We start from the raw sequence: 23,063 nt of genomic DNA on the forward strand, positions 1-23,063 counted from the left end.
GCGGAAAGCCCGGCCGGAGGCAACGCCCATATCTGAACCATGATTTTTAGGATTTTGGGATTGTTAGGATTTTTATGTCAATTTTTAAACCGGCATAGTAAAAATCGCAATGCTCATTCCCTGTGCTTGGCTACAGGGAAAGAGCATTTAAAATAATTCGCTCTTTATTACTAATCTCATGCTGAAAAATTTCAACACAAATGCTTTGCAAGCGCTCCACAATTAATCGAATTACACGAATCTTAAATTGATTCAATTCGTGTAATTCGATTAATACGTAAAAATTAGTGTGAAAAATTTTCATTTATTGTTTTTCAATTCGTATGTGGTTAAAAGCAGTTTCCCTGTGCTTGGCTTTATATATTTATCCTATCAAAAAGTTTACACCCTGCATTCCCCCGCATCATATAAAAACATAACTTTGCCCCTGCAAAATTTAATACCATGAGTTTCAGAACCGAACACGATACCATGGGCGAGGTACAGGTACCTGCCGACAAATACTGGGGAGCGCAAACCGAACGCTCACGCAATAATTTTAAAATTGGTCCGGAAGCGTCAATGCCAAAGGAAATTATCGACGCTTTCGCATACCTGAAAAAGGCTGCCGCTTTTACCAATACCGATTTAGGTGTTTTACCGGCTGAAAAACGCGACCTGATAGCACAGGTTTGCGACGAGATCCTGGCCGGCGAACTGGCTTCGGAGTTTCCGCTGGTGATCTGGCAAACAGGCTCGGGCACGCAATCAAACATGAACGTGAACGAGGTTGTTGCTAACCGTGCACACGTATTACAAGGCAATAAACTGGGCGAAGGCAAAACCTTTATTCACCCGAATGATGACGTGAACAAATCACAATCATCAAACGATACCTACCCAACTGCTATGCACATTGCGGCATACAAGATCCTGATTGATGTAACCATTCCGGGTATCGAAAAACTGCGCGATACCTTGCAGGCTAAGGTCGAGGCTTTCAAATCCGTAGTTAAAATCGGGCGTACCCATTTGATGGATGCTACCCCGCTTACCTTAGGCCAGGAGTTTTCAGGTTATGTTTCACAGTTGAACCACGGCTTAAAAGCATTGCGTAATACGCTTGATCACCTTTCAGAACTGGCCCTTGGTGGTACGGCTGTAGGTACAGGGATCAACACGCCTAAAGGTTATGATGTAAAAGTTGCTGAGTACATTGCCCAGTTTACCGGCTTGCCGTTCATCACAGCAGAAAATAAATTTGAAGCTCTTGCCGCTCATGATGCCATTGTTGAAAGTCATGGCGCTTTGAAACAAATTGCGGTTTCATTAATGAAAATTGCTAACGATATCAGGATGCTGGCTTCTGGTCCGCGTTCGGGCATTGGCGAGATCCATATTCCGGATAACGAACCAGGCTCATCAATTATGCCGGGTAAAGTTAACCCTACCCAAAACGAAGCTGTTACGATGGTAGCTGCACAGGTTATGGGGAATGACGTGGCTATTTCTATCGGTGGCTCAAACGGCCATTACGAGCTGAATGTATTTAAACCGGTTATGGCGGCAAACTTCCTGCAATCGGCAAGGTTAATTGGTGATGCCTGCGTGTCATTCAATGATCATTGCGCTGTAGGCATTGAGCCAAATTACGAAGGTATTAAAAAGCACCTTGAAAACTCATTAATGCTGGTAACTGCGCTTAACCCGCATATTGGCTATGAAAACGCGGCAAAAATTGCTAAAACAGCCCTTAAAAACGGCAGTTCACTGCGCGAAGCTGCTATTGGTTTAGGCTTACTAACCAACGAGCAGTTTGACGAGTGGGTTCGCCCCGAAAATATGATAGGCAGTTTAAAATAAGCCTCACCCCAAACCCCTCTCCGGATGGAGAGGGGCTTTTTAATGCATGCAGTTTATGCCAAAACGCTTTAATTTGCGCTATCTCTCAATAACTAAGGCTTTAAGCCTTCTGCCTTCAGCTTTCAGCTTAAAAAAAGCCTTTCGCCTTTTACCTTTCGCCTTTTGCCTCATAATAACCTCCTGTACCATGAACCCGGATAAACAAACGCCCGGCGAGGGTTATTTGCAGGGCGAGTGGAAACAAGATTCCGTACCTGCGCAAAAAAGCCTGGTAACATATTCGCTATATGATATTAAATTCAGCTGTGATTCATTTCTTTTGAAGATTAGTACCGTTAGCAAGGTTAATTACGGGGCTGATACGTGTATGAGCAAAGGCCATTGGGATGAATATGTACGCGGAACGTACTCGCAACGGCGGGACACTCTCCACATTAAGGGGCAGTTTTGCAATGCCGATGGCTCATATAAAAATGAACAGGGCTGTTTCAGGTTTGGTGATTATGAAGAATATTTTAAGGTTCATAAGCAAAGCGACTCGCTGATCCGGTTTGTAAGTACATCCAACGTAATACCTATTAACGCGCATTTAATAAAAAGAACAAGCTGCATTCCAAAACCATTGTAATGAAAACACGAACCTTAAAAAAACTTTTATTGCTGGTGGCGATATTTTATATCCCCCTGCAAAGCATGGCCTGGGGTACTAATGGGCACCGCATTTGCGGCCAGGTTGCAGATAGCTACCTAACCACCAAAGCCCGTAAAGCTATTCAAGCCATTTTGGGTAATGAGTCGATTGCCATTACCAGCAACTGGGCCGATTTTATTAAATCAGACCCGGCTTACAATTACCTGTATAACTGGCATTTTATCAACCTGGAAAAAGCTTACACTTATCCTGAGCTACAGGGCTATTTAAAGGCTGATACGATTACCGATGCCTATACCAAAATGAATTTCCTGGTGGCCGAACTTAAAAAGAAAACTACTACCAAAACCAATAGGCTGCTTTACCTGCGCATGCTGATCCATATTGTTGAGGATGTACACCAACCGCTGCACACCGGTCACCTGAGCGATAAGGGCGGTAACGATGTAAAGGTACAATGGTTTGGTAAAGACAGCAACCTGCACTCGGTTTGGGACAGCGAGTTGATTGACCTTCAGCAATTAAGCTACACCGAGTATACCGCGATGATAAACCACACAACAGCCGCTCAGCGTACTGAACTACAAAAAGCGCCAATGAGCCAGTGGATATACGAAAGCAACCAGATGGCAGATAAACTGTATTCCGAAACTAAAACCGGTGATAAACTTGGTTACAAATACAACTTTAGCCATATAGCAACCCTTAACCAGCAAATGGTTAAAGCCGGCGTACGTTTGGCCGGTTTACTGAACCAGATATTTGGATAGTTCTTTGAGGTGAAAGGTTAAAGCTGAAAGGTAAAAGGTTGCTTTTCTGCCTAAACCTTTTGCCTTTATCCTTTCGCCTTTTACCTCAAAAAAATGAAAATACTAATGGTATGCCTGGGTAATATATGCCGTTCGCCGCTGGCGGAGGGGGTTATGCAGCACCTGGCAGATGAAAATGGACTTGGCTGGGATGTTGATTCGGCGGGTACCGGAAGATGGCATGTGGGCGAAGCGCCCGACAGACGTTCAATCCGCGTAGCACGGAACCACGGCATTGATATCAGCAAACAAATTTGCCGCCAGTTTAAACGAAGCGACTTTGACGAGTTCGACCATATTTTTGTGATGGACCGTAATAACCTGAGCGATGTGCTTGACATGGCCCGCAACGAAGAACAGGCTGCCAAAGTAAAACTCCTTTTAGGTGATAAGGTTGTTCCCGATCCATACTATGACGATAACCAGTTTGAACCGGTTTTTGAATTGATTGAAAACGGGTGTAAGGATATTATTAAAGAGTTACACCCCCTCTAAATCTCCCCCCAATGGGGGAGACTTTTAATAAATGTCTTTAAGCCCTCCCTTCCGGGGAGGGTTGGGTGGGGTTTTTCACCCTAAAAAACGGCACATCTTCCCCATACCAAAACACAATCCCTTCCCGTACAAAACCGGCTTTAATCAGCACCCTTTGTGATGCTGCGTTTTGCGGATGGGTAACGGCGCAAATCTCTTTTAGCCCTATATCATTGAATCCATAACTGATCAGTGCTTCGGCAAGTTCGGTAGCTATGCCTTGTCCCCAGTATTTGAGGTGCAGCCGGTAGCCCAGTTCAATGCGGCTCTTGTCGTAATCGCTTGGTTTAAGGGCGCAAACACCTATAAAATCGTTATCTGTGATATTAAAAATCCCCCATCTGCCCAGGCCCGATCCGTTCTGGTATTCCTTAAGCGTATCTTTAAAAACCTGTTTACTCTCTTGCGGAGTACGTTTTTTCACATATTGAGTAAGCCGGTCATCGGCATCTATTGCGGTAACAAGTTCTTCATCTTCGGCTGTAAATTCACGGATCAGCAAGCGTGGTGTTTGAGTGATAATATTCATAGGTTTTCAAAAATATATTTTTGAATTGATTGTACAGGTAAGTTGAGTGTCATATAAAAGGTGACCGGATTTATTTTGCCCCTTTAAGGGAAGGTCAATTAATGCTAAAACCCTCATTTGCCGTTAAATTTTTATACCTTGCATAATTTACTTATAAGATATAGTGACTTTCCAGGATTTTAAATTTAACGAGCAATTATTTGAAGGTGTAGAGAGCATGGGTTTCGTAAACCCCACACCCATACAATCTATGGCCATCCCGGCCATTATGGAAGGGCGCGACCTGATTGCATGCGCTCAAACCGGTACAGGTAAAACCGGCGCTTACTTGCTTCCTGTTTTAAACAGCATCAGCAAAACAAATAAACACCATACCAGTGCCCTTATACTTGCCCCAACCCGTGAGCTTGCCCAGCAAATAGATCAGCAGGTTGAAGGCCTTGCCTATTTTACCGGTATCAGCTCTATTGCTGTTTTTGGCGGCGGCGACGGCATTGTTTACGAACAACAGCGCCGCGGCATTCAAAACAATGTAAATATTATTGTTGCTACCCCCGGCAGACTGATAGCCCACCTTACATCGGGCGTGCTGAAGCTTAATCACCTTACCCATTTGGTGCTTGATGAGGCCGACCGGATGCTGGATATGGGATTTTCTGATGATATCATGAAGATCATCAGCTATCTGCCTAAAGAAAGGCAAACGCTGTTGTTTTCTGCCACCATGCCCGGCCGCATCCGCTCATTGGCAAAAGCTATTTTGAAAGATCCGGAGCAGATCAATATCGCTATCTCACAGCCGGCTGTAGGGATCGATCAGCAGGTTTACCGGGTTCATGATCAGCAAAAAACGCCGCTGGTACAGCATATTCTGAAAGATTCGGCATTTACAAGCATCATCATCTTTGCATCACGCAAGGAGATCGTTAAAGCGCTATACAAAGAACTTAAGGCTATCAAAATCAACGCCATGTCTTTCCACTCCGATCTGGAGCAGAAAGAGCGCGAAGAGATTCTCCTTAAATTCAAAAACAAGCAATTACCGGTTATCATCGGTACCGACGCCCTTTCGCGCGGCATTGATGTGGAGGGCATCGACCTGGTGATTAACTACGATGTTCCCGGCGATCCGGAAGATTATATTCACCGTATTGGTCGTACGGCCCGCGCCGCTACCACCGGTACCGCAATAACCTTCGTTAACCACCGCGATGAGCGCAAGCTTAAAAATATTGAAAAACTGATTGAAAAACCGATAAAGCTGATGGCGCTGCCGGATGAACTGGCCACGATACAGCCCCTGAAGCCCGAACAGCCTCAAGGAGATGCCAAAAGGAAACCTAACCGTCGCTGGGGCAAAAAGAAGCCGAAACAGCAGAATACGGGTAATTAAAAAGTTTTCACGAATACCATTTGGGGTATTGAATTTAATCGAATTACACGAACTCTGTTCCTTTAGGGCTCTCACAGAGGATGCCGGCGGGGAACAGGATTCTTAATTCGTGTAATTCGCTTCAATTCGAATAAATTCGTGCCTCATCACTAAAACGTTTTATCTATTTTAATATCTTAGACCAAAATCTATTTCCCAATGATCATTCCTAAAAAACTGGTTTTACTGGCAACGTTTGGTGCGGCAATTATCATATCTGAAAATAAGGCATTAGCACAGGAGAAGAAAACATCAGGTAACCCTATTGTTGAAGGTTGGTATGCCGACCCGGAAGCCAAAATCTTCAATAAACAATACTGGGTATATCCAACCTATTCGGCTAAATATAACGACCAGGTATTTATGGATGCCTTTTCATCGCCCGATCTGGTTAACTGGACTAAGCATCCCCGCATTATCGATACTGCCGCTGTAAAGTGGGCTAAACGTGCCATGTGGGCTCCGGCAGTAACTGAAAAAGACGGTAAATACTATATCTTTTTTGGCGCTAACGATATTCAGAACAATAACGAAGTTGGCGGTATAGGTGTTGCCGTTGGCGATAAACCTGAAGGCCCGTTCAAAGACCTTTTGGGCAAACCACTCATTGGCCAGATCATCAATAAAGCGCAACCTATAGATCAATTTGTGTTTAAGGATGACGACGGCCAATACTACATGATTTACGGTGGCTGGGGCCAATGTAATATCGTAAAGCTAAAAAACGACTTTACAGGTATCGAACCATTTAAAGATGGTGAAACCTACAAACTGATCACCCCTAAAGATTATGTTGAAGGCCCGGTGATGTTTAAACGAAAAGGGAAATATTACTTTATGTGGAGCGAAGGCGGCTGGACCGGCCCGGATTACCGCGTGGCTTATGCTATTGGCGATTCTCCATTCGGTCCGTTTAACCGTATTGGTACCATATTGAAACAGGATGCCAGCATAGCCACAGGAGCAGGGCACCATTCGGTGATCCAGGTGCCGGGTAAGGACGAATGGTATATTGTTTATCACCGCCGCCCCTTAACCGAAACTGATGGCAACCACCGCGTTACCTGCATCGATAAAATGTACTTTGATAAGGATGGCAAGATCCTGCCGGTTAAGATCACCAATGAAGGTGTAACGGCAAGGAAGATTAAATAGCCCCCCAATATATTATACACCCGTCATTGCGAGGTACGAAGCAATCCCCAAGACGCAGAGCAGCTATGCAAGTGTCTCTGTATTGTTTGGGATTGCTTCGTACCTCGCGATGACGTTTTTTATTACTATGCACATCAATCTTTTCCCCCTAAAAGGGTGAGCATGATAATCCCTGATATTTAGTATCTTAAACCGTTTTTTTGACTGACATTATTCCTTTATCATTATGACGCGATCATTTTTTCGGGCATTAGTAATTTTACTTGCCCTGACTGGCAGCAGCCGCTGTTTCGGACAAACCGCCGAAAACTTGCCCACCGATTATTTAAGCAAAGAATTTCATGCCGGAAGGCGACAGGCCCTGCGTAACCTGATGCCCGCCAATTCGGTGATGGTGATCTTCTCGTACCCTGAACAGGTGTTTTCGAACGATGTTAACTACGTTTATCATCCTAATCCCGATCTGTATTATTTTTCAGGATATAAGGAACCCAACTCGGTATTGTTAGTGTTTAAAGACATGCAGGCCGATGGCGACAGCAGCTATAACGAGGTGCTATTTGTACGTCACCGGGATGCCGGTCGCGAGCAGTGGACTGGCAGGCGGTTGGGTGTTGAAGGCGCCAAATCGCAGCTTGGTTTTAAGCAGGCTTACAACAGCGAGGATTTCGCGAAATTCCCCGTTGATTTTAAAAAGTTTGCCAATGTGTATTATGATGCGCTGCCCGAAGATGTTACCGGCGATGGATCGACCGGCGAGCTAAAAAAACTGATCGCTGCTTTTAAAAGTAAGGCTGGCATAACGGAAACCAACAGGCAGGTTATGAGTGATCTTAATTTGATAGCAAGAATGGTTACTCCTCAAAATTTAACCCGTTTCATGACTTATTTTAAAGATAAGTTTGCAGATGAGGATCACAAAAATAATCCGCTTATACAGCAATTGGCGGCCAAACCCGATTCTGCAACGCTTGCCGATGTTAAGGCGAAGATTGGCACAACTTACGGCGGTAACACCGGATATGCTGAATTTACTTCAAAGCTGCGCGGCGTAAAAACGCCGGAGGAAATAGCCGTATTGAAAAAGGCTGTGGAAATCTCAAGCCTTGCCCATCTGGAAGTGATGAAATCGGTAAAACCCAATATGAGCGAGCGCGAGGTTGAAGGGATCATGACTTATGTGCACAAAAGATACGGGGCCGAGGATGAAGGCTATCCACCGATTGTAGGTGCAGGTGCTAATGGCTGCATCCTGCATTATGAAGAAAACTCGGCCACAAAAATTGATAACCAGTTATTACTCATGGATGTTGGTGCCGAATATCATGGCTATTCTGCTGATGTTACCCGTACCGTACCGGCCAACGGCAAATTTACCGAAGAGCAAAAGGCCATTTACCAATTGGTATACGACGCCCAGGAAGAGATTTTTAAACTATGCAAAGCAGGCGTTCCCTATGCCAATCTTGAGCAAAAATCGGTAGAAGTATTATCGGCCGGACTGATTAAACTCGGTATTATCAAGGACGCATCAGAAGTGCGCAAATATTATCCGCATGGCTGTTCGCACCATTTGGGGCTTGATGTGCATGACAAAGGCGGCCGCGGTAATTTGGAAGAGAATTGGGTGATCACCGTTGAGCCGGGCATTTATATCCCTGCCGGCAGTCCCTGCGATAAAAAATGGTGGAATATCGGTGTACGTATTGAAGATGACGTACAAATTGGTAAAGACAAGGGCACAATCCTGTCGATAGATGCGCCGCGCAAATGGCAGGACGTTGAAAAAGCTGCGACTGAGAAAAGTATTTTTGAAGCAGCTAAATTTCCGGAGCTGAAATAAAAATAAAGCCAATAGAAAAAGCCCGCCGCCACTCGGCTGGAGCCGAGTGGCAATTTTTAAGCGGCCTCTGGCCGAAGCGAAAATACCTTGCGCTCGTTTGTAATGCGATATCCGCGATACAATCGCCGAACCATATTAAGCGCTCGTTGCAAACGAGCGCAAGAAATAACAGAACTTCGGCGGCCAGAGGCCGTTTGATAGTAAACACTCGGCTCCAGCCGAGTGTTGGCGATAGTATAAGCGTACTTAAACACGAAAGCCCTCCGAAATTCAATCCGGAGGGCTTTTCTATTTATGAATTATTCTTATTTCTTAATCCTGCTCTTCAACTCGGCCAATGGCATGGTAACCATACGGCCAATCGGTTTTTTACCGCGATAGGTAATCACCCTTAATGTAGTAGCATCTTTAGGGGCATCTATCGGCGCTGTGTACTTAGGATAAAACCTGTCGGGGAACGAGTTGTCAAAACTGTAATAAGTGTCCAGCCCGTTTACCTCATTGGTTAAAGTGATTTTTAACGTGCTATCAGGATTCAACACCGCATCAAATGATGGGTCGTAAGCGCTCGGGGCTATCTTGGTTTCGGCTTCATCAAAGCGAGGGAAGTGTTTCTCCACCCGGCTGAAAAATCCATCCCAGTTTTTAGGGCCCTTTGGCGACCATACATCCTCGGCAATAGCCATTCCACGTGGCCAGGTCATATATTCAGCCTGGCGGATATTGTATACCTGCTCGGTCCATAAGTTGGCCTGCCCGCCTTTAATGAGGCGTGCATCAACACTATCAGGTACAGGCTCCCATGAATAGGTTTTGTTTAAGCGAAGTGTGGCATAGATCTTGGTTTCGTTCACACGGTCGCTTTGCATGTAATCTAAATAGGCAAATGTTGTCGGGCTCATTACCACCTCATGACCTGCTTTAGCGGCGGTGATACCTCCCTGAATACCCCGCCAGCTCATCACGGCTGCATTAGGGCCCAGACCGCCCTCAATGATCTCGTCCCAACCCATGAATTTTTTACCTTTCGATTCTACAATCTTTTCAAGTCGCTTTTCGAAATAAGCCTGTACTTCGCTCATCGTTTTCAGGTTTTCTTTGGCCATTAATGCTTTTATGGCATCGCTTTGCTCCCAGAAATTTTTGGCGCACTCATCGCCCCCTAAATGGATATAGCCAAAGGGGAACAACTGCGCAATTTCGGTAACTACCTTATCCATAAAAGTATAAACAGCTTCATTGGCCGGGCAAAGGGTATTGTCGACAATAGCGCGGTTATGCGGGCCGCTCCAATCCATGAAAGGTTCGCCCGAGTTTACTACGTATTTATCGGCACCCGGTGTGCATGAAAGCTCGGGGTAGGCAACTATCGCAGCAAGGCTATGGCCGGGAACGTCAATTTCGGGCAGGATGTTCACAAACCTGTCCTTGGCGTACTGTACCAACTCTTTGATATCTTCCTGGGTATAAAAACCGCCATAGGTACGTGGCTCATCTGCCGCAGGTGGAGTAAACGTACCAAACTGCCCTACTTTTTTAACGTTGTGCGATCCTACTTCGGTTAATCTTGGCAGGCTTTTGATCTCCACTCGCCAGCCTTCATCATCGGTAAGGTGTAAATGCAGCAGGTTAAATTTATACTTAACCATGGCATCGATGTATTGCTTAACCTCGGCTTTGGTAAAAAAGTGACGGGATACATCAAACATCAGGCCTCTCCAGCCAAACCTTGGATAGTCGGTAATTTCAACTGCGGGTGCAGTCCATTTTACGCCCCTGGCTACTTCCAGTCCTTCAATTTCTTTAGGCAACAGCTGGAAAAACGTTTGTACGCCATAAAATAATCCCGCGGCATCATTAGCACGGATCACTACTTTTTTAGGAGTTACGGATAGTTTATAGCCTTCGGTTTTGAGTACGGTATCGGCTGTTTTATTTAGAATCAGCCTGATAGGCGCAGTTGGCGCAGTACTTTTTACGGTGATGAACGCTCCTGTTGACGTAGATAGTTTTCTTTTAAGATAGGCAGTTACATTTGCCACATCAGCCGAAGAACCGGCTTCTACAACAACCGTTTTGGGCAATACAAACTGGCCGGTAGTTTGGGTAACTTTTACCGGTTGCGGAATAAGCGCGAGTGCTGGTTTGGTTGTTTGGGCCGCAGAAAGCAGGTGTGCCATACAGCCGTAAAGCAATAAGGATAATTTCTTCATAAAGAATTGTTATTTAATTGGATGTACGCAAATTAAACTTTTTAAATAATATTAAGAAGTGTATTTATAAATGCTATTTGCCAAGTCGCAGGTATCACAAGGGCGTCATTGCGAGGTACGAAGCAATCGCGAGCTATACAAGGCGGACTTGCTAATCGGGGATTGCTTCGTTCCTCGCAATGACGTTTTTTTATTTATATCGTCACACCCTGATATAAATATTCCGCTTATCAAGGATATAGGCAACCAGCCAGCAAATCATCATAAAGCTGATGGCGAATAGCAATGATCCAATCGGGCCGGGCGCTATAGCCTGGTAAAAAGCGGTGTTGATCCAATCGACAGCGTTGGTTCCGCTTATCATGATCATACTTACCGGGATCAGCAGTATTTCGGATAGTACATAAATAGGCAGCGGATTTTTCCCCATGGTGGTGAAAAAACGGGCCCAGTTGCCTTTATTCCAATTATTGATTTCCAGGGCATAAATCAATGCCGACAAGATCACCAGGTCAAGCCCGGTAGTTACCAGTACAAATGAGCTTGTCCACAGTTTTTTATTGATCGGGAAAACCATGTTCCAGCATAAGGCCAGGAAGATGAACAGGCAGCCTGTTAACAGCAGTTTAGTAGTAGTATCATATCCCTTCCCTTTTTGCTGAATGAATTTACCTGCATAGTAACCAACCACCACATTTACAATGGCAGGCAGGGTGCTCAATACGCCTTCCGGATCGAAGGGAATGCCTTCGCCATGATATAAATGATCAGGGCCGAATAAAAATTTATCAAGATAAATGCCTGCATTGCCGGTCATGCTCAGCGGATCGGCAGGGTTACCATACACCAGCAGGATGATCCAGTAGATCACCAGAAATAACCCCGATAAAATGAAAACCGAACGTTTTGACAGAAAATGAATCATGAGCGAGGCAAAACAATAACACAGGGCAATGCGCTGCAAAACCCCCATAATGCGGGTATGAGTAATTGGTTTTAGATGAAACTGTCCGCCGCCTGTTGAAAAGAAAGGGAACCAGTACATGAGGTAACCTATTAAAAATATGAGCAGGGTACGCCTGAAAATTTTGCTTAGCACAGCCGAGTTGCCCATTTCCTGGTAGCGTTTCATTGAAAAGCTCATGGCGTTGCCTACTGCAAATAAAAAAGAAGGAAACACAAGATCGGTTGGGGTGAAGCCATGCCATGCGGCATGTTCAAGTGGCGAAAAAGGGGCTGCTCCGCTGCCCGGCGTATTTACAATGATCATGAAGCATAAAGTCATGCCACGAAATACATCCAGCGATAAAAACCGCGATGATGATTTGTCCATAAATGGGTTTAAAAATGTTTATAATCAGCTTTTCAGAAGCAGGGATGTTAAGGCAAGATAATAAACTTACCGGGAATGTATATTGTCCCGGTAAGTTATAAGCCATTACAAAACCGAACGCAGCCAGTTTAATAGCTTTCGGCTTTGCGCGTTTTGCTTTTAGCTTTAATTAATGATAACCCGGATTCTGTTTCAATTGCGGCGTACCGCCTTTAGCGCTTAAGTCAATCTCCACCAGCGGTATCGGGAAATATTCGCTTTTCCCTTTAATGAATTTGCCGCCTTTTACATCACTGATCAACGTACTTTGATATGCTATGTAAGCATTAAGCTCGGTATCGGCAATGCCCCAGCGTACCAGGTCAAAAAAGCGGTGACCTTCCATGGCAAGCTCAATCTTACGCTCAAAATAGATAGCTTTAAGCGCAAAATCCTTGCTGGCAAATGCACCGCCGGGATAAGGGCTCACTTTATAGTTAGCTGCTGCCTGAGTGGTGAAACCTGCTGTAGGGTCATCGTTATCTTTGTATTTATGTACAAAACCTTCAGGATTAGCTGCGCGGTTACGCACCATGTTTACATAGCTTTCGGCTTTATCAAGGCTACCCACCTGTGCTTCAACCTCAGCGGCCATTAACAGTACATCGGCGTAACGAATAATGTTATAATTGATGCCTGAGCCCGGCGCCCATGAGGTGTTATCGCCGTTTACATCCTGCTCGGCCTGGCCGTAAACATTTTTGATAGGCGAATAAGGGCCACCGTACTGCTGATCCCGGATCCAGTCGGCTCCCGGATGTAAGCCCCAGTCAAGATAAGGGATTCCGCGGCGACCGGCAGTCCAGTCAAGGCGCGGGTCAATAGTACCTGCGTCAGGAGTGTAATCGTCGGCCGATGCCAGGCCCATATCTGTTTTTATAGCGTGGCTGTTATAATCGTCAAGATATGGTAAACCCGTAGTTGAATTGGTGCGGAAATGATTAACCAGGTCAATGGATGGCTGGTAAAAACCACAGCAACTAAACGGGCTGCTATTGCCATATGGGAAGTTCAGCATATCGCCGTTATTGGCTTGCGACGGGCCGTTAGGGTCTGTATTGGCTGCCGCCTGAACAGCAAAAACAGATTCAGCGCTATTGTTGGTAGCCGTTCTGAAATTGTCGTTGAATTTGGCGTTAAGGGCGTACTTTTTACCATCGGAAGTTACGCCCTGCGTAATAACCGCATCAAATACAGCCTTTGCTTCGGTATATTTATGCTCGTATAGGTATGTTTTACCTAAGTATGCACCGGCAGCCCATTTATTGGCGCGGCCAACTTCGGTTTGGGTATTAGGCAGATTGTCGTAAGCGTATTTGAAGTCTGCTTCAATCTTTGGCCAGATATCTGTGTTGTTAGGTTGATTAATGTCGGTTGTTGTTTCATCAAGATAGGGCACATTATTGAACATCTTTTTCAGGTCGAAGTAATAATGCGCTCTTAAGAAACGGGCCTGTGCCAGTATATTGGTTTTATTTGAGGCTGATATGGAAGTAACCTTATTGGTTATTTTGATGGTGTTGTTTGTGCGTGATACACCCTCGTAATCGGCCCGCCATTTGCTGTCGAAAAAGCCATTGCTGGCATCGGCGTTGTATTTCATCATCGGTTCTATTGGTTGCTGATCGCCGGCAATACTGCCTTTTGACGCATCACCACCTACTACACCGCCATATACCCAGTTATCCGGTGATGCTTCCCATGCACCGCCGCCGCCTACAGCAGCATCGCCGCCCTGCTGGCCATCCAACACTGCATAAGCACCTACAAGCAGTTCATTAGCTCCTGATTCTGTTTCGAGAAATTGAGGCTCGAGGGCGCCGTTAATAGGTTTATCGAGATATGATTTTTTACACGCGCCAAGCGATAGTATACTTAAAAGCGCTATGGAAATAAGTTTTTTAGCTTTCATTGTAATCCGTTTAAATATTGCTGTTATAATGAAAAATTAACTCCGAATATGAAGGTGCGCGGGCTGGCGTAGCTACCCTCGTCAATACCAAAATCTTTGGTGTTGCCGCTCAGTTCAGGATCAACACCGCTGTAGCCTGTTAAAGTAAACAGGTTGGTTGCCGATACATAGATCCTTAACTTTTGGATCCCCGCCTTTTTAAGCCCTGCAATGTTAAAGGTGTAGCCAACCTGCGCGTTACGCATGCGCACGTAAGTGCCGTTTTCAACAAAGTATGAGTTTGGTGTAGCGCCGCTGCTGGTTGATGCGTCGAGCTCCTGGATAGGTGCCTTTGCATTTTGATGAGTTGGTGTCCATGAATCATTAAGCGCGGTATAGCTTTTTGCTGTGCCGAATGAAGCATAGAAGTCTCTCCAGTATTTAACGCTGTTCCATAGTTTATTGCCGAATGAGCCGTAAAGGAATATGCTGGCATCAAAGTTTTTATAGTTTACACCCAGGTTTAAGCCGGCAGTAACTTTCGGGTTTGGATTACCGATAAAAGTACGGTCGGCATCGGTGATGACACCATCGCCGTTTACGTCTTTATACCTGAAACGACCGACCTTTACATCTGATTGATAGTAAGCATTCGGATCGCCGGTGCGGGTTTGTACAGCTTTGTCGGCTGCGTCAATTTCGGCCTGCGAATTCCAGAAGCCCCTGATCTGGTAGCCATAAAACTCGCCTAAAGAATGACCTACCTGGCTGCGGGTAATTGGGTTATCAAACCGGCTTGTTGCAGAACCAGGGAAGTAGTCCCTGTCATCAGATACTTTCAATACCTTATTATTATAAGTGGTTAAAGTACCGGTAGCATTAAAGCTCAGATCGCTGCTGGCCCTGAAGTTGCCGGTAACAGAAAGGTCAAGACCATCGGTTTTCATTTTACCAACGTTTTGCGCCGGGAAAGCACCGTTGCCCGCGGTACCTAACTGGGTAGCGTTAAACAACAGGTCCTTAATGTCTTTGCGGTAGTAATCGGCGGTTACGGCTATTTTGCCGCCAAATAAGGTTGCATCAAAGCCAAAGTTGGAGTTAATATCCTTCTCCCAAAGCGCGTGCGGGTTGGCTGTTTGGTCCTGGTAAAAGCCAGGGGTCAGGTTAAGTGAACCATCGATAGGATAATACGACTGGCCAATATCATTGCTGAACGTAACGTAAGCGTCTTTACTGCCCATATTGATCTGGTTACCCATAATACCCCAGCCGCCTCTTAGCTTAAGGTCGGTAAGCCAGGTAATATTTTTCATGAAGTTTTCCTGCGAGATCCGCCAGCCTGCGCTGAATGCCGGGAAATAACCGTAACGTTGGTCGACCGGGAATTTTGATGAGCCATCACGACGGATAGTGGCGTTAAACAGGTAGCGATCGTTATAAGTATAATCTAAACGGGCAAACTCCGAAAATAACGAGTTGTTAGATTTGCCGCTGTAGGTGTTTTTATTAGTGGTACCGGTAGATAGGTTTACATAATCAGGATCAAAAGTGTAAAAACCCTGGATGCTGCCGCCAACATAACGGTCATGGTCTTCAACGGCCTCGGTACCTACCACTATGTTAACATTGTGTTTGCCAAATACTTTTTGATAGCTAAGGGTGTTGGTCCAGTTATAAGTGTAGCTATTGTCCGATCCTTCGCTGTAAGTATTTGTTGAAGAGTTTTCAACGTTTTCATAGGTAGGAAACGAAAACGAATGGTTGTTGCTGTTGATGATATCGCCGCCAAAACTGGTGCGTAAGGTAAGGCCGGGAATAATGTCAGCTTCGGCAAATACGTTACCAAGCAAACGATAGCTTGTTGACTGGTTGTTCTTTGTACGCTCCTGTATGGCAACCGGGTTGTTGGCATCGCCAAGGCCTGTACCGTAACTGCCTGCGTAGTTACCTTTAATGTCGTAAACGGGAATAATGGGCTGTTCGCGCAGGGCATGTGCAATAACGCCGTCCGGGTCATTGGTGCTAACCTGCGAATGTGATGTTCCGTCATTTACCTGCGGCTGCCTGGTTATAGAATAAGCCAGGTTTTCGCCCACCCTGATGTGTTTAGTTACATTGTAGGTGGTATTTGAACGCAGGGTATATCTTTTAAGATAAGTATCAATCAGGGTACCTTGCTGGTTAAAATAGTTTAACGAGAACAAATAGCTGGCGTTATCGGTACTGCCGCTCAACGATATATTGTGGCTATTCATCGGGGCCGATTTAAACAACTCATGATACCAGTCGGTACCGGCTTTGTTGGCCCTTGTTATCCTGTAAAAATTGCCCAGGTCTGTCGCTGATGTATAAAAAGGATTTACATAGTATTTTGATGGATCGACAGATGGGTCACCTTCTTTAGCACCTGCCGGGGTAATGTAATCAGGCAGTGTAAAAGCCGAGCCTGTACCGGTTGGGTTGTACAAGGCATCTTTAATGCTGTTATCGCCCGAATTTTTCTTAGCCGTAAGTTTCAGATCGGCCATTTGTTGTGGAGTAATCGTATTCCAGACATTGCCGCCTTTTGGTCTTTGCGTACCGTAGTAGGCGTCATATTGAATATTTACTTTGCCCTTACCCCGTTTGGTAGTGATGATGATAACGCCGTTTGCCGCCCTTGCACCATATATTGATGCCGAACTCGCATCTTTTAACACCTGGAAGGTCTCCACATCATTAGGGTTCAGCGTGCTTACATCATATGTTTCCACACCGTCAACTACGTATAAGGGAGTATTATTTCCGAAAGTATTAAAACCCCTGATGTGTACCTGCGGCTCTTCGCCGGGTTGGCCCGATCCGGTAACGGTAACGCCCGATGCCTGGCCTTGCAATTGCGAGTTTACTGATGACGATGCCTGTTTGTTGAGGTCTTTAACGTTAACTACCGCAACAGCGCCAGTAAGGTCTTTCTTTTTCTGCGTGGTATAACCAACCACAACCACCTCGTTCAGCGCTTTTGACTCTTCAAGCAAAGTTACGTTGATGGTGGTTTGTCCATTTACCGGAATAACCTGCGTGGTAAAACCTAAAAAGCCAAATTCAAGTGAGCCGTTACCGTCGGGCAGGGTTAGGGTATATTTACCGTTGATGTCGGTAACTGTGCCTAAATTACTGCCTTTGAGCTTTACACTAACGCCCGGTAAGGGCTGACCGCTCACATCTTTAACTACACCTGTTACAGTTACCGTGACAACAGGTTTTGCATCGGCAGGTTTTATAATGATGATATCATCAACCACCTGGAAAGTAAGCGGCTGTTTTTGCAGCACCTTCTGCATCACGGTTTCAATAGGCGCGTCCTGCACGTCCACGTTTATTTTCTTGTCAACATCAACTTGGTCAAGCCGGTAAAAAACAGTGTATTTACTGCTTTTTTCAATCTGCTTAAACATTTGCTTAACAGAAATATTGTTCACATTAAAGTTGTAAACGTTTTGTGAATAAGCGGCAGCGTGTATTTGCATAATGCCCGTTAAGAGCAGAACGGTTACCAGCTTCATAATTTTGATCGTTTTTTGCCACGGGCCGGCGGCCAGAGCGGACTTTCTGTAAAAATTAATCATAAATTTGTTTGTTAATCAGTTAATACGATGCTTCCCCAAGCGTAGGGTATTAGCTTTGATTGCTTTAGGCCCGGGCGTGTTGGTAGCACATCCGGGTTTTTTATGTAAAAGAGAATGTTAGTTTTTGATCATAGTTTTCTTTTTTGTTTTTTAGTTGTTAATCATTATTGTTGTTTCGTGTAATGTTTACTGTATTGCCATTCACCGAATAATTGATGGCGGTATTGGCCTTTATAATAGCCAGCACCTTTTCAATGCTCTGAATGTTTTTGAAACTGCCCGAATAACGGATGCTGCTCAATTCGGCATCGGTCATGTTAATGGTTACATTATATCTTCGTTCAAGCACTTTAGCTATCTCGCTAAGGGTTGCGCCGTCAAATACCAGCAGGTTTTCCTTCCAACCGTCATAACGGTCAAGCTTGACCGAATCAATCTCCGATACCTGGATCTCATTCAGGCTTTTTGGATCTGGTGTGGTATAGCTATAGTTTTCTTTTTTGGGATGGTAATAAATGCGGAGCACCTGCCGCGGCTTTACATAAATGCGGCTCATTTCATGCGCATTGTTATCTACATTACCCTCAACCGATACCTCGCCTTTTACTACTGTGGTTTCAAAAAACGGGTCGGAAGCATAGGCCTTAAGGTTAAATTTTGTACCGATGTCCCTTATGGTATAGTTTTTCGTATTTACAATAAAAGGGACCTCTTTTTTGCCGGGGGCGATATCAAAAAACGCTTCGCCTTCCAGGTAAACGGTACGGGTTGTTTTACCAAAATCGGCCGTATAATTAAGCTTGCTGCCCGCGTTAAGCCAAACCTGCGTACCATCGCTCAAAACAATTTTTTTAATAGCGCCAGGGTTAGCGGCTATTTGCCTTACACTTTCTACATTTTTTGAGTACCTGTTATATAAGGTAACAGTAACAGCCGCAAGCAAAGCAATAGCCGCGGCAGCTTTGCCCCAAGTGATCAGCCTTACATAGCGCGATGGCTGCTTTGGCTCGATATCGGCCGAAAGCTTGTTATAAGCATCATCTTTATTTACAACCGCTGGCTGCAGGTAAAGCATATTGTGCCAGGTTTCATACAGCTGCGCAAAATACTGCTCGTTTTCGGGGTGCGCACTTATCCATTGCTTAACCTGCTCAAGCTCCTGCGGGGTAGCTTCGCCGGTTATGTATTTTACCAGTAGCAGTTTTACTTCTTCGTTATCCATTTGTAATATTATCGTTAAGACAATCGAAAAAACAGATACCCTCAAAACGAAAAGAAATATTTTTCAATTTTATTCGGCGAGTAACCTGAACGTCCCCTTCATGTTACGCGTAACTGCTTTTTTACAGAATGTTTGTGCTTAGCTTTTCATTATTTCCAATATTAAATTTGATACGGAATGAAAAACTATGTAACTTGTTAAAGTTTTTTAAAAAGTATTCGGATTAATTAAAGGCGGGATTAATGATCCAGGAAAACAAACTACCTATAACCTCATTTACACAGGGTGACGCGAAAACGTTTGAAACCCTGTTCAGGCTATACTATACCCGCTTAACTTTGTTCTCCAATCGTTTTGTAAACGATTTAACCGTTGCCGAAGAAATTACTGCCGATGTATTCACCCACCTGTGGGAGCGCGGGCATGAGGTCAATTTTTGCTCATCAGTAAGTTCCTATCTTTTTAAAATGGTGCAAAACCGGAGCCTTAATTATCTCAAGCGCCAAAAGATAGAAAACCTTTACGTTAATTATCTCGAAAAAAACAACCTGTTTGATGAACTGCGTAACACGCTCGAAAACGGGCTGGAGGAAAAAGAACTCGCCCTGCAGATAGAAGCTGCCATAGCTACCCTTCCCGAAAAATGCCGCGAGATTTTTGTGCTGAGCCGTTTCAGCGATATGAAATATCGCGAAATTGCCGTACAGCTTAATATCTCCCCTAAAACAGTAGAGCGCCAGATGAGCATCGCCCTCGAAAAATTACGCCAGGTGCTGAAGCATGTGAGTTATATGCTTTTTTAAATTGCCGGTGAGTTACTATTACTATATCATAGTTGTAGAAAGGTTGGTCATCTGGGGTGTCAAAACCCGGCGAACAGTGAAGGTAAAATAACAAAAAGAGGCCTATCAAGCCTGAGCCTGTCGAAGCGTGGACGGCAGGGCTATGACCGTCGTTCATCTTAAACTCGCGCCCATTTTTAACGATGGGTTTAATCATCGGAAATTCCGTTCACAAAAAAGCCCGGCGAAACCGGGCGTCTGAAAATCTAATTCATCTGCACATTTGAAACCTGCAAATCTGCATATCAATTACTTAGTATTATCAGCGTTAAACAATTTTGACTTATCTACTTTCTGAACAGCTTGCCCATCGCTAAGCGTTTTTGAAATAGCCGAATATGGAGCTGATACAACTTCTTCGCCACCCTTAAGGCCGGACAAGATCTGGATGTAACTATCGTTCTGGATACCCGTAGTTACCTGTACCTGTTTAAGCTTACCTGCGTTTAGTACAAATACGTATTCTTTGGCTACCGGGCTGATTTGTGGTTTACTCTTATCCTCATCAGCTTTCGGCGGACCGTTATTTTCTTTCTTTTCCTCGCGGGTGGTTACCGATTGGATTGGTACCGACAGCGCTTTGGCCGAATTAGTGCTGATATCAACAGTGGCCGTTAACCCCGGACGGAAAGGTGATGGATTATCGGCTGTTTTCTTTAACAGGGCGGCATATGAATCGGCATTGATCCTCACCTTTACGGTAAAGTTTGTTACCTGGTCGGCAGATGTACCTACCACGTTTGCCGAGCTGCCTATTTCAGTTACCACACCGGTAAATTTCTTGCCTAAAAATGCGTCTACTTCAATTTTTGATGAATCGCCAAGGGAGATACGGTTGATGTCGTTTTCATTCACGTCAACATTCACGTCCATTTTGCTCAGATCAGAGATAGTCATGATTTCGGTACCGGCAAATTGCTGGGTACCTAAAACACGCTCACCTTTTTCAACAGATAGCTTTGAAACCACCCCATCAACCGGCGAATAGATAGTTGTTTTCGCCAGGTTATCCTGTGCTTCCTTAACCGATGCCTGTGATTGTGCCAGGCCATATTGCGAGCCTACCACATTTTGTTTGGCAGCTTCAAGCGATGCTTTAGCGCCTTCATATGCAGCTTTGGCATTTTCAAATTCCGAAACCGTTAACACTTTTTTATCATAAAGTTCTTTACTGCGCTTGTAAATACCAGCCTGGTTAGCATAAGTAGCTTCGGCTTGTTTAAGCATCTGGCTTGAGTTACCTACGCTCGCTTTTTGGGTATTGTATGACGCGATAGCCCGGTCGTACCCTGATTTTAAAATATCTGGCCTGATCTTACAAAGCAATTGGCCTTTTTTAACCACATCACCCTCTTTTATTGGCAGCTCAACCACCTCACCCGATACTTCGGGGCTTATCTTAACCTCAACATGTGGTTTGATCTTTCCGCTGGCCGATACGGTTTCATTTATTTCGCGTGTTTCGGCCTTTTCGGTAGCTACCTGGGTTAGCGCGGGCTTACCTATCAGGCCCGTTACCTTAGCAATGATCAGCAGGACAATCAGTGCGCCAAGACCTATCAGAATATATTTAGTAGTTTTTCCCATGACGGTGAATTTGGATATTTTACGGTTAAGATTTTATTAAAGTGTTATAGGGTTACCTAAATAATAGTCAATGACTTTGCTTCTGAAAATCACCTGGTATTGCGCCTCAATCATATCAAACTGCGATTTGTTAAGATTGGTTAGCGATGTATTATAGTCAAGCGAGTTAACCAAACCTACTGTATAGCGTTGCTGAATAATATTAAACGCATCTTTATTTGCGTTATAGGTTTGCGTTGCCGATGCATAACGCTTATCGGCCGCCTGTAAATCCCATACCGCCTGGTAGATAATCTTGCTCAAATTGTTGCGGGCCAGTTGTGCTGTAACCTCGGCATTTTGATTTTGCAGTTTTGCTTTCCTAACCGCTGTGCGTGACAGAAACCTGTTAAAAATCGGGATCTGTAAGCTCACCCCTACCGATTGGTTAAAATTATCGCTCAGTTGCCTGAAGAATGGGTTGCTTTTATAGCCAACTTTATAATTAGGCACTACAACCGCCTGTTGCGAATTTTGCACAAAACCAATAGTGTCAAATCTGCCTGTTGGAGTAACACCAAATGGCGTGTTCTTGGCATCAGAAAAGTATGAACCGGCAGCACCAAATAATACTACCGACGGATAGTAGTTGCCTCTTGCTATTTTAACACCCTGCGCCGCAGCTTTTTGACGTTGCTCGGCCAATAACACATCTGGGTTTACTGCAAGAGCGGTTTTTACAACTTCCTGGGCATCGTATACAGTTTTCACATTGTTTAACTTACTGATGTCGGGCCTTTCAACTCTAATATCAGTGCCGGGATCCATCTCCATATATTGCTTTAAAGTCAGGAGCGATTGCTCCAACTGATTTTCGGCATTGGTGTAATTCAGATCGTTGGTTGAGAGCTGTGCTTTGGCCTGCGACAGATCGGCAAGGGTTTGATTACCCACATCAAAGCTTTTCTGGGCGCGGTCTAAAGCTATTTTAGATACATCAATTTGCTGTTGCGCAGCCTTTACCAAATCCTGGTTGGTTAGCACCAGCAGGTAGGTAGTAACCACGTTCAATATCAGGTCGTTTTTTACTTTGGCAACGTTGGTTTTATCGGCATCAAGCAAAATCTTATTCTGGATTACCGTATTACGCAATTGTCCGCCCTGAAACAGTGTAACCTGCGAAGTAAAGTTACCATTAACCGCCAGGATGCGCTGGTTGCTGAACTGGTTGGTTGAAGGGTCGATATTACGGCCAAAGTTGAATGAGCCCTGTGGGCTCACAGCTAAATTAGGCAGTTGATTATATTTCGACTGTTTAAGATCTTCGTTGGTGATGGCAGCTGTGAACTCGGCCTGTTTAATGGTAAGGTTACGTTCAAGGGCCAGGTCTACCGCCTTTTGCAAGCCTATCACTTCCTGCGCGCCGGCATTAAAGCCGCATACCGAAAATATAATTGTGCAAATGAGCGTTGCTTTAACTGATAGTAATAATTTTAGTTTCATAAGGTTTTTCTATACAATGGTAAGCAACTGTTCATTACATTGCAGTGTTT

The 23,063-nt window shown here is 44.7% G+C and carries 16 protein-coding genes; 8 read left to right on the top strand and 8 right to left on the bottom strand.

The window, feature by feature from the left end:
* Positions 1-444: 444 nt before the first annotated feature.
* From fumC to FHW88_RS11055, 4 genes are all read left to right on the top strand, one after another.
* Complete coding sequence (gene fumC / locus FHW88_RS11040; protein WP_090530645.1) at positions 445-1,842, top strand: class II fumarate hydratase; 1,398 nt, start codon at positions 445-447, stop codon at positions 1,840-1,842.
* 187 nt (positions 1,843-2,029) lie between these two features.
* Positions 2,030-2,470 (top strand): fumarate hydratase, encoded by a 441-nt coding sequence (locus FHW88_RS11045; protein WP_176625408.1) that lies wholly within the window; start codon positions 2,030-2,032, stop codon positions 2,468-2,470.
* Positions 2,470-3,264: a S1/P1 nuclease gene (locus FHW88_RS11050; protein ID WP_176625410.1), complete on the top strand. Its 795-nt coding sequence runs from the start codon at positions 2,470-2,472 to the stop codon at positions 3,262-3,264. Before FHW88_RS11045 ends, FHW88_RS11050 begins: the two co-directional genes overlap by 1 nt.
* Before the next feature lie 93 nt (positions 3,265-3,357).
* On the top strand, positions 3,358-3,798 hold the full coding sequence (locus FHW88_RS11055) for a low molecular weight protein-tyrosine-phosphatase (RefSeq protein WP_176625412.1): 441 nt from the start codon (positions 3,358-3,360) through the stop codon (positions 3,796-3,798).
* 37 nt (positions 3,799-3,835) lie between these two features.
* Here the strand turns inward: FHW88_RS11055 and FHW88_RS11060 are convergent, their stop codons facing one another.
* Entirely contained in the window at positions 3,836-4,366 is a 531-nt protein-coding gene (locus tag FHW88_RS11060) for a GNAT family N-acetyltransferase (protein ID WP_176625414.1), read from the bottom strand.
* A 163-nt stretch (positions 4,367-4,529) separates the two neighbouring features.
* Between FHW88_RS11060 and FHW88_RS11065 the strand changes: the two genes are divergently transcribed.
* The 3 genes from FHW88_RS11065 (at position 4,530) to FHW88_RS30015 (ending at position 8,796) form a co-directional block, all read left to right on the top strand.
* Positions 4,530-5,759, top strand: a complete 1,230-nt coding sequence (locus FHW88_RS11065) for a DEAD/DEAH box helicase (protein WP_175490032.1) — start codon at positions 4,530-4,532, stop codon at positions 5,757-5,759.
* Positions 5,760-5,957: 198 nt separating this feature from the next.
* Positions 5,958-6,953 (top strand): glycoside hydrolase family 43 protein, encoded by a 996-nt coding sequence (locus FHW88_RS11070; protein ID WP_090530658.1) that lies wholly within the window; start codon positions 5,958-5,960, stop codon positions 6,951-6,953.
* A gap of 226 nt (positions 6,954-7,179) precedes the next feature.
* Positions 7,180-8,796 carry an aminopeptidase P family protein gene (locus FHW88_RS30015; RefSeq protein WP_218117182.1) on the top strand — a complete coding sequence of 539 codons (1,617 nt, stop codon included), beginning with the start codon at positions 7,180-7,182 and terminating at the stop codon, positions 8,794-8,796.
* Between the two features lie 305 nt (positions 8,797-9,101).
* Here FHW88_RS30015 and FHW88_RS11085 read toward each other — a convergent pair whose 3' ends face one another.
* From FHW88_RS11085 to FHW88_RS11105, 5 genes are all read right to left on the bottom strand, one after another.
* The gene (locus tag FHW88_RS11085; RefSeq protein ID WP_176625416.1) at positions 9,102-11,009 is read right to left on the bottom strand and encodes a beta-N-acetylhexosaminidase; all 1,908 of its coding nucleotides are present in this window, start codon (positions 11,007-11,009) and stop codon (positions 9,102-9,104) included.
* A 202-nt stretch (positions 11,010-11,211) separates the two neighbouring features.
* A complete protein-coding gene (locus FHW88_RS11090; RefSeq protein WP_090530664.1) occupies positions 11,212-12,342 on the bottom strand; it encodes an acyltransferase family protein in 1,131 nt (376 codons plus the stop codon).
* A gap of 169 nt (positions 12,343-12,511) precedes the next feature.
* Positions 12,512-14,293, bottom strand: coding sequence for a RagB/SusD family nutrient uptake outer membrane protein (locus tag FHW88_RS11095; protein WP_176625419.1), 1,782 nt, complete (start codon positions 14,291-14,293; stop codon positions 12,512-12,514).
* 23 nt (positions 14,294-14,316) lie between these two features.
* Positions 14,317-17,817 (bottom strand): TonB-dependent receptor, encoded by a 3,501-nt coding sequence (locus FHW88_RS11100; RefSeq protein ID WP_218117183.1) that lies wholly within the window; start codon positions 17,815-17,817, stop codon positions 14,317-14,319.
* 220 nt (positions 17,818-18,037) lie between these two features.
* Positions 18,038-19,102, bottom strand: a complete 1,065-nt coding sequence (locus FHW88_RS11105) for a FecR family protein (RefSeq protein WP_176625421.1) — start codon at positions 19,100-19,102, stop codon at positions 18,038-18,040.
* A 242-nt stretch (positions 19,103-19,344) separates the two neighbouring features.
* Between FHW88_RS11105 and FHW88_RS11110 the strand changes: the two genes are divergently transcribed.
* The gene (locus FHW88_RS11110; protein ID WP_091167536.1) at positions 19,345-19,905 is read left to right on the top strand and encodes an RNA polymerase sigma-70 factor; all 561 of its coding nucleotides are present in this window, start codon (positions 19,345-19,347) and stop codon (positions 19,903-19,905) included.
* Between the two features lie 288 nt (positions 19,906-20,193).
* Here FHW88_RS11110 and FHW88_RS11115 read toward each other — a convergent pair whose 3' ends face one another.
* Together FHW88_RS11115 and FHW88_RS11120 are read right to left on the bottom strand one after the other, a co-directional pair.
* Positions 20,194-21,531 carry an efflux RND transporter periplasmic adaptor subunit gene (locus FHW88_RS11115; RefSeq protein ID WP_090530676.1) on the bottom strand — a complete coding sequence of 446 codons (1,338 nt, stop codon included), beginning with the start codon at positions 21,529-21,531 and terminating at the stop codon, positions 20,194-20,196.
* 36 nt (positions 21,532-21,567) lie between these two features.
* The gene (locus FHW88_RS11120) at positions 21,568-23,013 is read right to left on the bottom strand and encodes a TolC family protein (RefSeq protein WP_176625423.1); all 1,446 of its coding nucleotides are present in this window, start codon (positions 23,011-23,013) and stop codon (positions 21,568-21,570) included.
* Between the last annotated feature and the right edge of the window lie 50 nt (positions 23,014-23,063).

This window comes from Mucilaginibacter sp. SG538B (genome assembly GCF_013376065.1).
Taxonomy (GTDB): Bacteria; Bacteroidota; Bacteroidia; order Sphingobacteriales; family Sphingobacteriaceae; genus Mucilaginibacter; species Mucilaginibacter rubeus.

Coding starts and splice junctions, on each gene's coding strand:
- fumC (WP_090530645.1), top strand. CDS start 445: ATGAGTTTCAGAACCGAACACGATACCATGGGCGAGGTACAGGTACCT.
- FHW88_RS11045 (WP_176625408.1), top strand. CDS start 2,030: ATGAACCCGGATAAACAAACGCCCGGCGAGGGTTATTTGCAGGGCGAG.
- FHW88_RS11050 (WP_176625410.1), top strand. CDS start 2,470: ATGAAAACACGAACCTTAAAAAAACTTTTATTGCTGGTGGCGATATTT.
- FHW88_RS11055 (WP_176625412.1), top strand. CDS start 3,358: ATGAAAATACTAATGGTATGCCTGGGTAATATATGCCGTTCGCCGCTG.
- FHW88_RS11060 (WP_176625414.1), bottom strand. CDS start 4,366: ATGAATATTATCACTCAAACACCACGCTTGCTGATCCGTGAATTTACA.
- FHW88_RS11070 (WP_090530658.1), top strand. CDS start 5,958: ATGATCATTCCTAAAAAACTGGTTTTACTGGCAACGTTTGGTGCGGCA.
- FHW88_RS30015 (WP_218117182.1), top strand. CDS start 7,180: ATGACGCGATCATTTTTTCGGGCATTAGTAATTTTACTTGCCCTGACT.
- FHW88_RS11085 (WP_176625416.1), bottom strand. CDS start 11,009: ATGAAGAAATTATCCTTATTGCTTTACGGCTGTATGGCACACCTGCTT.
- FHW88_RS11090 (WP_090530664.1), bottom strand. CDS start 12,342: ATGGACAAATCATCATCGCGGTTTTTATCGCTGGATGTATTTCGTGGC.
- FHW88_RS11095 (WP_176625419.1), bottom strand. CDS start 14,293: ATGAAAGCTAAAAAACTTATTTCCATAGCGCTTTTAAGTATACTATCG.
- FHW88_RS11100 (WP_218117183.1), bottom strand. CDS start 17,817: ATGAAGCTGGTAACCGTTCTGCTCTTAACGGGCATTATGCAAATACAC.
- FHW88_RS11105 (WP_176625421.1), bottom strand. CDS start 19,102: ATGGATAACGAAGAAGTAAAACTGCTACTGGTAAAATACATAACCGGC.
- FHW88_RS11110 (WP_091167536.1), top strand. CDS start 19,345: ATGATCCAGGAAAACAAACTACCTATAACCTCATTTACACAGGGTGAC.
- FHW88_RS11115 (WP_090530676.1), bottom strand. CDS start 21,531: ATGGGAAAAACTACTAAATATATTCTGATAGGTCTTGGCGCACTGATT.
- FHW88_RS11120 (WP_176625423.1), bottom strand. CDS start 23,013: ATGAAACTAAAATTATTACTATCAGTTAAAGCAACGCTCATTTGCACA.